Source organism: Moraxella ovis, assembly GCF_900453105.1.
Lineage (GTDB): Bacteria > Pseudomonadota > Gammaproteobacteria > Pseudomonadales > Moraxellaceae > Moraxella > Moraxella ovis.
The window spans coordinates 315,532-330,804 of record NZ_UGPW01000001.1 but is presented as its reverse complement, the minus strand read 5'-3'; the positions used below and the strand labels follow the sequence as shown (position 1 = coordinate 330,804).

Annotated in this window: 16 protein-coding genes; 10 read left to right on the top strand and 6 right to left on the bottom strand. The window is 46.1% G+C overall.

Features of this window, described 5'->3' with window-relative positions:
* Positions 1–235: 235 nt before the first annotated feature.
* The 3 genes from DYD54_RS01665 (at position 236) to DYD54_RS01655 (ending at position 4,026) form a co-directional block, all read left to right on the top strand.
* Entirely contained in the window at positions 236–1,906 is a 1,671-nt protein-coding gene (locus DYD54_RS01665) for an electron transfer flavoprotein-ubiquinone oxidoreductase (protein WP_063513497.1), read from the top strand.
* A 175-nt stretch (positions 1,907–2,081) separates the two neighbouring features.
* Positions 2,082–2,717, top strand: a complete 636-nt coding sequence (locus tag DYD54_RS01660) for a 2OG-Fe dioxygenase family protein (protein ID WP_063513496.1) — start codon at positions 2,082–2,084, stop codon at positions 2,715–2,717.
* Between the two features lie 73 nt (positions 2,718–2,790).
* A complete protein-coding gene (locus DYD54_RS01655) occupies positions 2,791–4,026 on the top strand; it encodes an aminotransferase class V-fold PLP-dependent enzyme (protein ID WP_084260557.1) in 1,236 nt (411 codons plus the stop codon).
* Positions 4,027–4,061: 35 nt separating this feature from the next.
* Here the strand turns inward: DYD54_RS01655 and DYD54_RS01650 are convergent, their stop codons facing one another.
* Together DYD54_RS01650 and ahpF are read right to left on the bottom strand one after the other, a co-directional pair.
* Positions 4,062–4,517: a DMT family transporter gene (locus tag DYD54_RS01650; RefSeq protein ID WP_063513494.1), complete on the bottom strand. Its 456-nt coding sequence runs from the start codon at positions 4,515–4,517 to the stop codon at positions 4,062–4,064.
* Between the two features lie 79 nt (positions 4,518–4,596).
* Positions 4,597–6,153: an alkyl hydroperoxide reductase subunit F gene (gene ahpF / locus DYD54_RS01645; protein WP_063513493.1), complete on the bottom strand. Its 1,557-nt coding sequence runs from the start codon at positions 6,151–6,153 to the stop codon at positions 4,597–4,599.
* Between the two features lie 315 nt (positions 6,154–6,468).
* Here ahpF and DYD54_RS01640 point away from each other — a divergent pair, with 315 nt between their 5' ends.
* On the top strand, positions 6,469–6,690 hold the full coding sequence (locus DYD54_RS01640) for an HP1242/YdcH family protein (protein WP_063513492.1): 222 nt from the start codon (positions 6,469–6,471) through the stop codon (positions 6,688–6,690).
* A gap of 111 nt (positions 6,691–6,801) precedes the next feature.
* On the opposite strand, the gene ahpC is transcribed toward DYD54_RS01640, so the two are convergent.
* Complete coding sequence (gene ahpC, locus DYD54_RS01635; RefSeq protein ID WP_046696051.1) at positions 6,802–7,368, bottom strand: alkyl hydroperoxide reductase subunit C; 567 nt, start codon at positions 7,366–7,368, stop codon at positions 6,802–6,804.
* Positions 7,369–7,562: 194 nt separating this feature from the next.
* Here ahpC and DYD54_RS01630 point away from each other — a divergent pair, with 194 nt between their 5' ends.
* Positions 7,563–8,471 (top strand): hydrogen peroxide-inducible genes activator, encoded by a 909-nt coding sequence (locus DYD54_RS01630; RefSeq protein WP_063513491.1) that lies wholly within the window; start codon positions 7,563–7,565, stop codon positions 8,469–8,471.
* A gap of 6 nt (positions 8,472–8,477) precedes the next feature.
* Here the strand turns inward: DYD54_RS01630 and DYD54_RS01625 are convergent, their stop codons facing one another.
* Together DYD54_RS01625 and DYD54_RS01620 are read right to left on the bottom strand one after the other, a co-directional pair.
* On the bottom strand, positions 8,478–9,131 hold the full coding sequence (locus tag DYD54_RS01625; RefSeq protein WP_228703576.1) for a M48 family metallopeptidase: 654 nt from the start codon (positions 9,129–9,131) through the stop codon (positions 8,478–8,480).
* Positions 9,132–9,223: 92 nt separating this feature from the next.
* Positions 9,224–9,883, bottom strand: a complete 660-nt coding sequence (locus DYD54_RS01620) for a YiaD family glycine zipper/OmpA-like lipoprotein (protein WP_084260556.1) — start codon at positions 9,881–9,883, stop codon at positions 9,224–9,226.
* Positions 9,884–10,384: 501 nt separating this feature from the next.
* Here DYD54_RS01620 and yihG point away from each other — a divergent pair.
* The 5 genes from yihG to minE all read left to right on the top strand — a co-directional run bounded on the left by yihG (position 10,385) and on the right by minE (position 14,666).
* Entirely contained in the window at positions 10,385–11,347 is a 963-nt protein-coding gene (gene yihG / locus DYD54_RS01615; protein WP_063513489.1) for a 1-acylglycerol-3-phosphate O-acyltransferase, YihG family, read from the top strand.
* Positions 11,348–11,381: 34 nt separating this feature from the next.
* Positions 11,382–12,488 carry a hypothetical protein gene (locus tag DYD54_RS01610; protein ID WP_115265718.1) on the top strand — a complete coding sequence of 369 codons (1,107 nt, stop codon included), beginning with the start codon at positions 11,382–11,384 and terminating at the stop codon, positions 12,486–12,488.
* Positions 12,489–12,615: 127 nt separating this feature from the next.
* A complete protein-coding gene (gene minC, locus DYD54_RS01605; RefSeq protein ID WP_063513488.1) occupies positions 12,616–13,368 on the top strand; it encodes a septum site-determining protein MinC in 753 nt (250 codons plus the stop codon).
* A 205-nt stretch (positions 13,369–13,573) separates the two neighbouring features.
* The gene (minD, locus tag DYD54_RS01600) at positions 13,574–14,389 is read left to right on the top strand and encodes a septum site-determining protein MinD (RefSeq protein WP_063513487.1); all 816 of its coding nucleotides are present in this window, start codon (positions 13,574–13,576) and stop codon (positions 14,387–14,389) included.
* A 1-nt stretch (position 14,390) separates the two neighbouring features.
* Positions 14,391–14,666, top strand: a complete 276-nt coding sequence (gene minE, locus DYD54_RS01595) for a cell division topological specificity factor MinE (protein WP_046696043.1) — start codon at positions 14,391–14,393, stop codon at positions 14,664–14,666.
* A 60-nt stretch (positions 14,667–14,726) separates the two neighbouring features.
* Here the strand turns inward: minE and DYD54_RS01590 are convergent, their stop codons facing one another.
* Positions 14,727–15,263 carry a cytochrome b gene (locus DYD54_RS01590; RefSeq protein ID WP_063513486.1) on the bottom strand — a complete coding sequence of 179 codons (537 nt, stop codon included), beginning with the start codon at positions 15,261–15,263 and terminating at the stop codon, positions 14,727–14,729.
* Between the last annotated feature and the right edge of the window lie 10 nt (positions 15,264–15,273).

Sequence of the window (15,273 nt, the reverse complement as noted above, 5' to 3'; positions counted from 1 at the left end):
AGATTTGGATTAATTGTATCTGAATTAACCCCAAAAAATCAATCATCCCAACAATCATTCGCCACAATTTTTTACAAATTATCATCGCATGCGCGCAAATCTCTGATTAATTGGATAAATTGACTTGCTTAAAAATCTGATGTTGGTAAAATAATGAAATTTCCCGTATTTTGTTATTTTTAATCAATAAAAGCCAGTTGGCAGCCCCTGCCCACAAGCGATTTAAGGAATGTATATGCACAATGAAATTCAGCGCGAATCCATGGAATTTGATGTCGTCGTCGTAGGTGGCGGTCCTGCAGGACTTGCCACTGCCATCCGTCTAAAACAGCTCGCCAATGAGCAAGGTTTGGATGAGTTCATGGTGTGCGTCATCGAGAAGGGTTCGGAATTTGGCGCACACACGCTTTCAGGCGCGATTCTTGAGACGCGCGCGCTTGATGAATTATTCCCCAACTGGCAAGAGATGGGCGCACCCATCACCGTTAAAGCCAAAGAAGACCGCGTGTACATGCTTGGTAAGAACAGCACAAAACGCCTACCAAATGGTATCGTCCCTAGCAGCATGCACAACGAAGGCAATTATATCGTCTCACTAGGCAACGTCGTACGCTGGCTAGCGCAGCAGGCCGAAGCGATGGAAATCATGCTATTCCCAAGCTTTACCGCAAGCGAAATTCTATATAACGAGGACGGCTCAGTACGCGGCATCTTAACAGGTGACATGGGTGTTAATGCGCGCGGCGAGGCCAAGCCATCTTTTGAGGCAGGCTATGAACTGCTTGCCAAATACACCGTCTTTGCCGAAGGCTGCCGTGGACATCTAGGCAAACGCCTGATCAGCCGCTTCCACCTTGATAAAGACAAAGATCCACAGCACTACGGCATCGGCCTAAAGGAACTTTGGGAAATCGATGCAGACAAGCACGAAGAAGGCGTGATTCTACACGGCTCTGGTTGGCCATTGAACGAAACTGGCACGACAGGCGGCTGGTTCTTATACTTCGCTGAAGACAATCAAGTAAGCTTCGGTCTGGTGGTGGATCTGTCTTATCACAACCCATACGTTTCGCCATTTGACGAATTACAACGTCTAAAACTTCACCCGCTGATTCGCCCAATCCTAGAAGGCGGTAAACGCCTATCTTATGGCGCACGCGCCCTAACCAAAGGCGGTCTAAACAGCCTGCCTAAGCTTAGCTTTGCTGGTGGCGTATTGGTGGGTGATGATGCAGGCTTCCTAAACCCTGCCAAAATCAAAGGCTCGCACACTGCGATGAAGTCAGGCATGCTGGCCGCCGAGAGTATCTTTAAGGCGCTACAGGCAGGTCGTCAGCATGATGAAGTGACCGAATATCAGACCGCCTTTGAGAATTCATGGCTATTTGAAGACGCGCACAGCGCACGCAACTTCTCGCCTGCCATGCACCGCATGGGTCAATGGATGGGTGGTGCGTTTATCTTTGTTGAGCAGAATCTGCTGGGCGGTAAGATTCCATTTACCGTACATGACAATGCTTATGATTATGCGCAGCTTGATAAGGCAGATCACGCCTACAAGCCTGACTACCCAAGACCGGATGACAAGCTGACCTTTGATAAGCTATCAAGCGTGTTCATCTCAAACACCAACCACGCCGAAGATCAGCCATGCCATCTGAAGCTGACCGATCCAACCGTGCCAATCACCAAGAACCTACCACTGTATGCCGAGCCTGCGCGCCTATACTGCCCTGCTGGCGTGTACGAAGTGGTGGCAGATGATAACGCACCACATGGCGCACGCTTTGTCATTAATAGCCAAAACTGCGTCCATTGCAAGACCTGCGACATCAAAGATCCATCGCAGAACATTACTTGGGTAACGCCAGAAGGTGGTGGCGGTCCTAACTACCCAAACATGTAATATTATCAAGCCCAAAAAGCCAAACGATCAAGCGTTTGGCTTTTTTATTGTCCGATTAAGCCATCATAATAATATGTTTTTTTATCATTAGGTTTTTATAAATAAAATTTATTTGTCACCAAAATAACTTTTTGTTATATTATGCAGACTCCTAACGCCAATATAAGGACATATCATGAGCGCACTTCTTCACACAGGCAATCTGCCTACCGACATCATCGCCTCACTTCGTAGTGATTTTGACAGCTTAACGCCCAGCCTATATAAGGACGGCAGTTATCGCCTGCGCCGCTATTCCAAATTCACCTACAACCAAGACAGCCAGGACATCGAGCTGATTCGTGGCAGCCAATTCGTCCAAAGTAGCGAATTAAATAAATTCCAAGGTGACGTGGTTCGCCAATATGACGACGTGAGTGATGAGCTACTACAGACCGAGGGTTTCTTAACCATCGTAGATACCTTCGCCAACCAAGGCGGACTGCCTAACGATGCCACCATTGAAATCCATCAGATGCGCATCGTCTCCAAAGACCCTGCCAAGCCCACCATCACCACGCCAGAAGGTCTGCACCAAGATGGCTTTGATCGCATTGGCATGTTCACCGTCAGCCGTCAAGATGTAGCAGGCGGCGATCTGTGCGCTTATCAGACGAATAATCCGGACAGCATGCTGGTCAGACTGCCGAGCGAGACGGGTGTATACTGCGTGATGGATGACAGCGAGCTTTGGCACTATGCCAGCGAGCTTAGCACCACAGGCGAATCGGGTTTTTGGGATCTGTTCGTATTGACAGCCAATCTACAGTAAGCTATTTTAAGCATATTTTTAACGCCAATTCATCGATTGGCGTTATTTTCCGTTATTAGATTTAGGAAAAATAATGTACAACGTTACCAAGATTCGTGAGCAGTTTTTGGCATTTTCTTGCAAGGATGAGCAGGGACAGACCCCGATTTTCTTTGATGGTCCTGGCGGCAGTCAGGTGCCCAAGGCAGTCATCCAAGCGATGGGTGATTATCTAGGCTGCTACAACAGCAACATGGGCGGCCATGCAGATGCCGGCAGACGTACCAGTGCCATTAATGCCACTGCACGTAAGATGGCAGGCGCTTGGCTTGGCTGTCCTGCCGAACAGGTGGTTTTTGGGTTAAACTCCACCAGCTTGATGTTTCAGTTCTCGCGAGTTCTATCACGCGATTGGCAAGCAGGTGACAACATCGTTCTAAGCTCGATTGACCATTTCTCAAACGTCTCATCATGGCAAACCGCCGGCATCGATAAAGGCGTAGAGATCCGCCGCATCCCCTTAACTGCCGATGGTAGCACGCTTGACTTACAGTCATTAGAGATGCTCATCGATGAGAACACCCGTCTGGTGGCGGTGTCATTGGCGTCGAATGTGCTAGGAACAAGAACTCACATCAGCCCGATCATCGAGCGCACCAAGGCTGTCGGCGCATTCATGGTTGTTGATGCGGTGCACGCTATCGTACACGAGAAAGTCAATGCCACTCAGATGGGCTGCGATCTACTCTTCGCCTCCAGCTATAAACTTGGCGGTGCTCACCTTGGCATGGCTTACGCCTCTAATCGCGCGCTGGATTTACCCGCTTATAAAGTGGAGCCTGCCACTGAGATTCGCCCTTTTGCCTTTGAACAAGGCACACAGTCATTCGAGGCAAAGGCAGGCATGATTGCATTGATTGAGTATTGGGCGAATCTAGGCGGTATAGATGGCACGCTAGATGAACGACTACAGCAAGCATACACCATCGTACAAGAATACGAGCAAGGGTTATCCAAGTTATTCTTAGAATACGCCAACCAGCGACCTTATTTTATCCTATACGGCAAAAACACCACCGAGGGGCGCACACCTACGTTCGCCTTTAACCTTGTCAAAGATGGCAAAGTCCTAGATCCTGCCAACATCGCTAAGTGGTTTGGCGAACGCAACGTTGCCTTACCATCGGGTAATTTTTATGCGCTGGATGTGGCGCGTCATTTAGATTTGGTTGAGACGGGATTCTTACGTGTAGGATTTTTGCACTACTCGACAGCAGATGAGATTCATCGACTGTTCGAGCTGCTTGACGAATATGTGCAGTCCATCTAAACATAAAACAAAACACGGCAATGCGCCGTGTTTTTTTATTTAAAAACTTTGTCGCCAAACATAAAAAAGGTCAGTCCAATCAGCATCACGCCAAGACCAATGTATTTATGCAAGCCTAACGAACGAACAGGCATCTCAATCAGCCCAAAGTAATCAATCACCATGCCTGCAATCAGCTGCCCTAAGATGATTAGAAAGGCCATGTTTACAAGCCCAATCTTCGGCGCCAAAAATGCCGTAATAAACACAAATACCGCACCGATCGCCCCACCAACCCAGCGCCACCAAGGCTGATCGGTGATGTTGTCTGAGACACTTTGCCAGTCGCCCTGCCACAGCATAACCAATCCCAAGCACAGCGTACCAATAGCAAAAGAGAAAAATGCCGCCGCTAATGGCTGACTGCCCAGACCAATGGCAAGGCGTGAATTAATCGCTGCCTGCACAGCGATGCCTATGCCAATCCCAAACGCCATCAAAAAATACCACATAACCGTCCCCACAACATACGCAATAAAAAACACACTTTATCATAAAGTGTGTTTTTTGGATATTGAACATCACAATAAATTAAGAATTCATCATCAGATATTCAAACGCTGCCAAGCCTGCTTTTGAACCTTCGCCCATGGCGATGTTGATTTGCTTAAATGGTACGGTTGTCACGTCACCACATGCGAACATGCCTGGCTTATTGGTGCGACATTTGGCATCAATCTCAATCTCGCCATGAGCTGTCACATCCACCAAGTCCTTAACCACATCAGAGTTTGGCACCAGACCAATCTGCACAAACACCGCTGACAATGGCAACGTCACGTTCTCGCCACTCGCTCGGTCTTGATAGATTAGGCTATCCACTTTACCACTATTAGCGGTGATTTCTTGAGTGGCGGCATTTTTGATGATAGTGATATTATCACGCGCTTCAGCTTTATCGATCAGTACTTGGTCAGCACGAAGCTTATCACCAAACTCTAGTACGGTCACATGCTCAACGATACCCGCCAAATCAAGCGCTGCTTCAACACCAGAGTTGCCGCCGCCGATAACCGCCACAGGCTTACCCTTGAAGAATGGGCCATCACAGTGTGGGCAGTACGCCACGCCATTGCCGATGTTCTCATCTTCGCCTTTAACACCAAGCTTACGCCATTTGGCGCCTGTTGCGATGATTAGTGTGCGTGACGTCCAGCTTGCACCCGTGTTTAGGGTAACTTGATAGCCACCCTTCACTTCTTCAATACTTGATACGCTCACGTGCTCTTTGACGGTGATGTTGTATTCTTTGATGTGCGTGGATAGGTTGCTAGCTAGCGTATTACCATTGGTTAATGGGATTGAGATTAGATTCTCAATGTCTTGAGTGTCTTTAACCTGACCGCCAATACGATCAGCCACTAGAGCCACGCGCAGACCCTTACGAGCGGTATAGATGGCAGCTGCCGAACCTGCAGGACCGCCACCGATGACGGTCACGTCTTGGGTTTCTAATTCTTCGGCCACGCCCTCAGACAGCAGATCAGGGTATTCAGCTTGTAGCTTATCGATGATACGCGCGGTGTCCACTTTACCGTTTAGGAATGGTTTGCCATTTAGGAATACCGCAGGCACGCCTTGAATGTTGTTAGCTTCTACAAGCTCTGGGAACACACCACCGTCAATCATCTCGTTTTCGATGCCATCGTTCAGTACGGCAAACTGATTCAATGCCTGTACGACATCTGGGCAGTTATGGCAAGACAGCGACACGAAAGTTTGGAATTTTAATGGTTTTTGGATTCGCTTAACAAGGTCTTGAATGCCTTCGTCTAGCTTCATGGTGTGACCACCAGCATGCAAAATCGCAAGCAGTAGTGACGTGAATTCATGACCACCAGGGATACCGCTAAACACAATACCGGTATCGCGATTATCGGTGGCAATTTTAAAGCTCATCGCAGATAGGTCGGTATCCACAACACTCTTATCAAAGCCGATCTTATCAGAGGTGCTGGCGATTTTTTCAAGAAAATCAATCAGCTCAGCACGTTTGGCGTGCTCACCTTGACCCAGAATCATCTGAATCGGACAAGTCATGTTGGCGCTGTACGTTTTAACAGCATCTAATAATGATTGGTCTAACATAATAATCACCTTAAACCTAAATAAAAAATAATCACCTTAAGACTAAATAAAATAAATAAATCGGAATGTATGATGTCATTATAAGCCGATGGCAGGATAATGCAAATTTGAGAATTTTAAACATTCATATTGCTAAAGCTCAACAACTTAAATCAGACAATATCACTGCCTTGTTATTATATTGCAATTGTGTGAATGACGCTTATTTTTATTGCTTGCTAAGACTCATCATTCTTGGTAAGATAACCTTAACCACAGAATAATTCTTATGTGGTGAATTTCGTCATTATGACACCAAACTCAAAGGAGAATTCTATGTTTCCAGAATACCGCGAACTAATCACCAAACTAAAAACTGATAACGACCTACATTTCGTTAAACTATTCAACGAGCACAATGAACTTGACGAAGAAATCACCAACCTAGAGAACGACCCAGTTGCTGCAGCCAGCCGCGCTGAAGAAATCGAAGGTCTAAAACGCAAAAAACTTGCCCTAAAAGACGAACTATATCAGTATCTACTGACCAAAGCATAATTGTAAGATTATTCGCTTTAAAAACACAAGTCTTTTGGGCTTGTGTTTTTTATATATTAGCAAACAAAAAACCACCCAAGATTGGATGGTTTTTTAAGATTAGCTTAGAGTTTAGATTTTACCAACTAGGTCTAGGCTTGGCTTCAAGGTCTCTTGACCTGCTTCCCATGCTGCTGGGCAAACTTCACCGTCGTTTTCACGAACGTATTGAGCTGCTTTTACTTTACGGATCATGTCTTTAGCAGAACGGCCGATGCCTAGGTCGTGGATCTCAGCTACTTTAATGAAGCCGTCTGGATCTACTAGGAAAGTACCACGTAGTGCCGCGTGCTCGTCTTCAATCATGATGTTAAAGCCACGAGTGATTTTACCAGTACCATCACCTAGCATTGGGTATTTTACTTTACCGATTGCAGGAGATGAATCGTGCCATGCTTTGTGTACGAAGTGACTGTCAGTAGATACTGCATATACTTCTACGCCAAGACCTTTTAGCTCTTCGTAGTGGTCAGCCATGTCTTCAAGTTCAGTTGGGCACACGAAAGTGAAGTCGTGTGGGTAGAACATGAAGATAGACCATTTGCCTTTGGTGTCTTCTGAAGAGATGGTTTTGAACTCACCGTTTACAAATGCTTCGGTGGTAAATTCAGGAATCTGCTGGTTGATGATTGCGGTCATAATTACACCTATATGTTAATGGATGAAAATTGTACAGCTGGACGATAAACCCTTGCCCAAAACTGCCATACCCGTCTATCATAACAAAAATACCGCCTTTATACATTTAAAACTTTTAATTATCCTGTTTTGTTTTATAAAACTTAGGTGTAAAATAGGGGTCATAATTTTATGTTTGAATTGGGGTAACTTTTATGATTACTTTACGTCAGTTGGAATTCGCTCTGGCGGTCGCCAAACACAAGCACTTTAAGCGTGCCGCCGAAGAATGCAATATCTCACAGTCTGCATTAAGCCTTGGCATCGCAGAGCTTGAGAAACAGCTTGACACACAGATCTTTGAGCGTAATAACAAACAAGTACTCATCACCCCAATCGGCGAAGAGATTCTAGACAGAGCGCAGCGCGTTTTTAGCGAGATCAGCGATTTGGTCACACGCGCGCACAATCATCAGACGCCACTTGCCTACCCGATGACGATCGGCATCATCCCAACTGTCGCGCCCTACCTACTGCCTAAGGTGCTACCTACCCTAAAGAAAAGCTATCCCAACTTTGAGCTGTCCATCACCGAAAAACAAACCGAGCGCCTCATCGATCAGGTACGCTACGGACACATTGATACCGCCATCATCGCCCTGCCATACCCTGTAGAAGGTCTGCATACCTTTGAATTTTGGGCGGAAGATTTTTTTGCGATTTTCCCAAAAGGGGGCGAACACTCCAGCTCCAAGCACATCACCAGTGGCGAGCTATCTAAGACTAACTTACTATTACTGGGTGAAGGTCACTGCTTGACCGATCAAGTACTGTCTGTATGCCAAATGAACAAAAGCGAGATCAAGTCAGGATTCTCTGACGCCAGCCTCAACACCATCATTCAGATGGCGCTGTCTGGCATGGGGACGACGCTCGTGCCTAAGATGGCACTTGATCAGCTATCGACCATCCACGACCTAACTTCTGTACCACTGTCAGAACCCGGTCCACATCGTCGACTGGCATTCATCACACGCCTTAACTACGCACGCGTTGATGATGTGCGCATTCTAAGCGAGATCTTCCATCAATCCATGACAGAAGACGCCAAAAAGCACGGATAACCGCCCTTACAAGCTTTCATCACGCGCTTTTAGAAGGTCATGCCATTTTTTATAATCTGGCATGGCTTTTTTGACTTCTGCCCAAAATAATGGGCTGTGATTGGCATGAATGAGATGGCAAAGCTCATGCACGAACACATATTCGGTGCATTCATAGGGATATGCCGCCAAATATACCGACAGCCACACTCTACCTTCACAAGTATTACATGTACCCCAGCGAGTTTTCATTTTCTTTAAGCGCACTTCACTGGCGACCCTACCAACGATGGGTTGCCATTTGGTAATCAAATCAGGCAACCGAGAAGATAACGCCTGCCGATAAATTCGTAAAATCTGACTTTCATCAGCGGGCAAATCCACACTCTCACCCCATAATCTTCGCTCATAAGCATGGTGAAAATGCGCTTTTTGTTGTAGTTTATGATGCGTCTGAAACGCCCAAGACAACCGCGCTCGAACCGCCTCTATGACAGCACGCTCAGATGCCCATCTTGGCGCGCTGACATGACATTCGCCCGCTTTCATGCGAAAGTTAATGTTTTTTACTGATTTTTTGGTGATGCTTAGAACGATTCCTTGCTCAGCAAAGTCTTGGTGTAGTCTTAATAACTGCTCTGATCGCATGAGCGTATTTACTCTTTGGGATAAATAAGTCATTATAGCAGTCTCATCATCCGCATAAAAATTAAATCAACACAAAAAAACAGGCTGGATAATCCAACCTGTTTTTGAATGATCAACGCCAAGAATTAACGAAGTTCTTGTGGTGCGTTGATGGTTAGCTCTACGCGGCGGTTTTGAGAACGACCTGACTCGTTCGCGTTGCTCGCGATAGGCTGAGTTTGACCATAGCCTACTGTTCTGATGCGGTGTGCTGGTACACCACGAGATACGAGGTAGTTAGATACTGCTGCCGCACGACGTTGTGAAAGTGCTTGGTTATAAGATGCAGTACCTGTGCTGTCAGTGTGACCTGCCACGACGATGGTGGTTTGATCATACTGGATCATTGTTTGTGCCAATTGGTTTAGGCTGTTGTAGAATGATGAGTTGATGGTTGCATCATCATGAGCGAACGTGATGTTGCCTGGCATTACTAAGTTGATGTTACCTTGTGAGTCTTGACGTACTTCAACGCCAGTACCTGCCATTTGTTGTTCGATTTGCTTAGCTTGGCGACCCATGTACGCACCAACGCCTGCGCCCAATATTGCGCCGATCGCTGCGTCACGACCAGTCTTCTCACCGCCAGTCGCTTTAGAGATGGCAACACCACCTAGTGCGCCTGCCAATGCGCCGATACCGGCTTTTTTGGTTTGATCGTTAACAACTGGACCGCCAGTAGTCGCACAGCCTGTGATAACCATGCTAGATGCCAATGCTGTTACAGCAAGTAGTTTCATTTTCATGTTAAACTCCTTAAGTCTTTTTATAAAATTTAAAATCTTTGAAGTTATCTCAAGCAGATTAGATGCCTAATTCGCTTGCTTTGATTGCATTATGAATGAAAAAACTTGCTTGTCTGTTGTAAGTGTGTATCTCATCAGTGTACTTTTGATTATCTGTCTTGAAAAATTCACCATAATTTTAGGAGATTTTTACCGAAATTCCCTAAAAACTACCCAACAAGTAGCCAAAATCGTAATATTTTTCACCAGAATTAATAATCTACCTTTCAAATTTTGTTCGTTTGGAAACAAATGCTGAGTAATATTGTGTCAAAATTTTTCAAAAATTAGATTTCAATGGATTTTTTCGGACAAATTTACCGTTTTTTTATCAAAATTTGATAAAATGCGTTTAAATTTTTGAATTTCGCAGAATTTTTCATATTTTGTTACACAATTTGTAACACCTGCGCAATTTAGAGCCTCTTTTATTGATTAAAAATAAGATTTTTAGGATCAGTCATGAGCGCAAATTCTCGTAAGACCCTGCCTTTTTTTCAAAAATTACACGAAACCAAGCCGAAACTTGCCCAAAAACTCTCCTTTGCAATCGGCACAGGCAGCATCGCAGCCAATAGCTTAGCATTGTCAGCGCCACTTTACACGGCCGGACTTGCTAAGATGTTCGGCAAATCAAAGCGCGCCGACAAGGCGGTCATCGGCATAGCAGATTATTGGATTCGCTCGAATAATTTCATGATTGATAAGGTATTGCCTGCCAAAGACTGGCGCATCAGCCTGCCTGAAAACCTAAACCCAAATGGCAAATATCTGCTCATCTGCAACCATCAATCATGGGTGGACACGAGCGTCATTCAGTACGCCAGCGAAGGTCGCCTGCCGATCACGCGTTTTTTTGCCAAGCATGAGCTGATATACATCCCTGTGGTGGGTCAGACGTTTTATTTTTTGGACTTTCCGATGATGAAACGCCATTCAAAAGAGCAAATCGCCAAAAACCCAGAGCTTGCCAGACGCGACTTAGACGAAGCACGACGCGCGTGCGGACTGCTCGCTGACAAGCCTTTTGTATTGCTCAACTATCTAGAAGGCACGCGCTTCACCAAAGCCAAACACGCCGCCCAAAAATCACCTTATAAGCACCTACTAAAACCAAAAGCAGGTGGTTTTGCACTTGCCATTAGCAGCCTTGGTGAGCAGATAGATGGCATCTTAGACATGACGCTCGTCTATCCTGATGGCGCGCCTGAATACAGCGATCTTTGGCAGGGCAAACTTACCCGTCTGGGTGTCGACATTCGCCCCATCAAGATGGAAGACGACCTATTTAACGCCCTAAAAAATGGCGAATACGACAGCAATGATGACGTAAAAGCCAAACTGTTCTCATGGCTGGATGAGATTTGGCAAGCCAAAGATGCTCGCATCGATGAGATGCTGGCTGAATTTGACTCAGCACCATAATAACAGCCCAATACTTTTAATTTGTAATAATTCTATGCGACAAACACCCGACCTAGACGACCTAAGCATCCCACAATCTCACGAAGTACCTAATGACGTCGTGCCTTTATTTGGCAGTGATTCAGACGATCATCAGCTAAGCAAACTTAAAATCGGCTACGACATCCTGATGCTCGGTCTGCTCGTGGTAGACTTGACACTAATCTTTATAGATAAAATTCTGATGAGTGCGCTCGTCGAGAAGCTCGCAGAATGGATGAACTTTGGCGCACCTTTGCAGGTGTACCAAGACCAGTATCATGAGTCGCTTGCGGCAGTTGGAGGTATGTTCACGCTACTGTGGGTGGTAGAGCTTACGGTGCGCTGGGTGCTTGCCATTGTGAACCACACTTATCATCGATGGTTTTTCTTTCCTTTTGTGCATTGGTATGAAGTGTTGGCGTGTTTCCCTGCCTTGCGTGCGCTCAGACTGCTCCGCGCTGGCATCATCATTAAGCGCCTGCACGAAGTGGGCATCAAGGTCATTCCACAGCGTTGGATCAATTCAGCCAGATTCTACTATGGCGTAATTCTAGAAGAACTGTCAGATCGAGTGATTCTAACCGCCACCGACAACATCCGCGAACAAATCAAACGCTCCAAGACTCACGACAAGCTCATCCAAGACACCATCGACAAAAACCGTGACGCCTTTGAAAATGCCACACTCGAGCTTCTACGCGCAGAACTTAGCCCAAAGCTAAGCTTAGCTTTTAACAATCAAGTTGGCGAACAGCTTTCATCTGACATCGGGTCTGCGGTTGAGCGCGCACTCATTGACACCCCAGAGCTCAAAAAATACCTAAAACTCATCCCGATCGCGGGCAATCTCATCGAGAATCAGATCACCACCATCGGCAAGAACATCGGGGAGAATGTCACCACTTCGGTGAATTCGCACCTGTTCGATGATAAGACGTTAGATACGCTCATGGTACAGATCGCCAAAGGCGTGGCAAGCATCGACACCAATCGCCCAGCACTCCAAAAACTCGTTGCTAATGTGGTCGAAGATGCGCTGAGTGCGTTTGAGCAACAAGTTAAAGCTCAGCAATGGAAACACAGCGCACAAATCAAAGCAGCGGTATCAGAACATCAATAGCCTAAGGCTAACTGCGATAGATATTGTTGGAGATTCAAGCAATTAAAGAAAAGCGGTATTCTTTCGACGCCAAAAAAATGCTACAATCTTAGCGTTTTATTTTATTTCATTGAGACGGTTTATTATCATGAGTAAAGCCATTCAGTTATTCGGCAAGATGCTGACCTTCAGCCGAATCAAAATCACCACAGATAATCTAGGCGACATTCAGGCTGAATTGACCGATGCATTGTCAGGTAATTCAGCAACCGCGAACATCCCCATCGTGATCGACAGCGATGTCAATCTAGACCTAGAAGCACTGCTGGACACCTTGTGGCAGCTTGGCGTGCAGCCGATTGGCGTGGTCGATGGCGCACTCAACACCCAAGCCAAACAACTTCGCCTTGCCATCCTGCCTCCTGATGGCAAGCGACTCGAACGCATCCAAGCCAAAGAAGATCGCCCTGTCAAGCCTGCGGTGATTAATAAGCCTGACAACAACTCTAACAACAATACTAACACAGTCGTCAGCACACCAGTACAAGCACCTGCCTACCAGCCTCAGCCAAGCAGCACCTATGCACAGATGGTGCGCTCAGGTCAGAGTATTCATCACTTCGGTGGCGACCTCACCATCATCGGCGGGGTGAATCAAGGCGCTGAAGCCATCACTGACAGCAACCTGCACATCTATGGTCGCGGGTTGGGTCGATTGGTGGCGGGTGCGACAGGCGATAAAGACGCTCGCATCTTCTGCCAGAAATTCAACCCAACATTGGTGTCTGTCGCAGGCACCTACTGCCTCTCAGAAGACATCCCAGACGAGATGATCAATGAGGCGGTACAAGTCAGTTATGACGAAAAAGAAGGCTTGGTATTTACCAAAATTGATACCTAATTGTCATTTTTATTTAAAAAGATAAAAACCTGTTTATTTTTTATCAATTTACTGATGAAATTACTTATAATTTTTCGCAAAATTATTCATAAATTGGTAAAATATGTTATGCTTATTAGATAATTTTTTGATAACTTTGCATTTGTTTTATTTATTAGCATAACTTAATAGATAAAATGATTATATTTAACTAAGGAGTGCCATTGTGGCAAAAATCATCGTAGTAACTTCAGGTAAAGGCGGTGTTGGCAAGACCACCACGAGCGCATCTTTTGGTGCAGGCCTGGCCAAGCGTGGCTATAAGACTGTCATCATCGACTTTGATGTGGGCTTGCGTAATCTTGACCTTATCATGGGCTGTGAGAACCGCATCGTATATGACTTTGTTGACGTTATTAGTGGCAATGCCAAACTGACCCAAGCATTGGTTAAAGACAAGCAATTAGAGAATCTGTACATTCTACCTGCTTCACAGACTCGTGACAAAGACGCACTGACTGACGAAGGCGTTGCTGCTGTTATGAAAGAGCTGTCAGAAGACTTAGCATTTGACTTCATCATCTGTGACAGTCCAGCAGGTATTGAGCGTGGCGCACAGCTTGCCATGTATCATGCGGACGAAGCCCTAATCGTCACCAATCCAGAAGTATCTAGCGTACGTGACTCTGACCGCATCATCGGCATCCTACAGTCTCGCACCAAGAGAGTCGAGGAAGGTGGTAGCGTACGTGAACACTTGGTGATCACTCGCTACAACCCAGAGCGCGCCGCTCAAGGCGAGATGATGGACATCGATACCATCGCGAACGAGATTCTACGCGTGCCTTTGATTGGTGTAATCCCAGAGAGTAACGCTGTGCTAGAAGCATCTAACCACGGTCAGCCTGTGATTCACTACCCTGAATCAGCGGCAGGTCAGTGCTATGATGACATCATTGCACGTTTCTTGGGTGAAGAGCGCCCACTGCGCCACCTAGACGTGAAGAAAAAAGGCTTCTTTGCAAAACTGTTCGGAGGCTAATATGAAAAAAGGATTCTGGGCATCCCTATTTGGGGGTAATGACACACCTAGCAGCGCAGACATCGCCAAAGACCGCCTAAAGGTCATCGTGGCAAGCTCTGATCGGCTAAACACTCGCCTAACAACTGATCGCATCGAGCAGATGAAGCGCGAGATCTTAGAAGTGGTCAATAAATACGTCAACGGTGTACAACTAGACAATGTTAACATCAACCATCACCACGAAGATGATATTGACATGCTTGAGATGAGCATTAGCCTACCTGATCGCAAATAATATCTCACAACAAAAAACACCCAAATTTGATTTGGGTGTTTTTTGTTGCCTAAAGGTACATCAGCGCATTCTGGCGATGAGATTATCCTTAACGAGAAATTGATGATACAACGCCGCACCGATATGCGCCACGATTAGCAGCCACATCGCCGTCCAGATAAATTCAGTATGCCAAAGGTTCATGAGTTTTGACATATCACGATCCACGCCAACGATCATCGGCAGCTCAAATAGCCCAAATACACTCACGCCGCGACCGCCATACATTGACATCAGTGCGCCTGTGATTGGCATGGCAAGCATCACCACATATAATGCCAGATGCACCAAATGCGCAACCAACGTCTGAAATGCAGGCGTTGGTACGGGCGCTGGCGCTTTGGTGACAAAGCGAGTAATGATGCGAAGAATCGTCCAAATCAAGAAGCTAGCTCCGATGGATTTATGCACGCCAATAAAATCATCGCCTTGGTTAATGGTGATGAATGCCGCCAAGATCAGCAACGCCCCCACCCAATGAAAGATACGCACGGCAAGTGCATATTTTTGGACAGGTTCCACAGAACTGGTGTTAAGCTTGTGATGTGCAGAACTCATAAAATCTCCC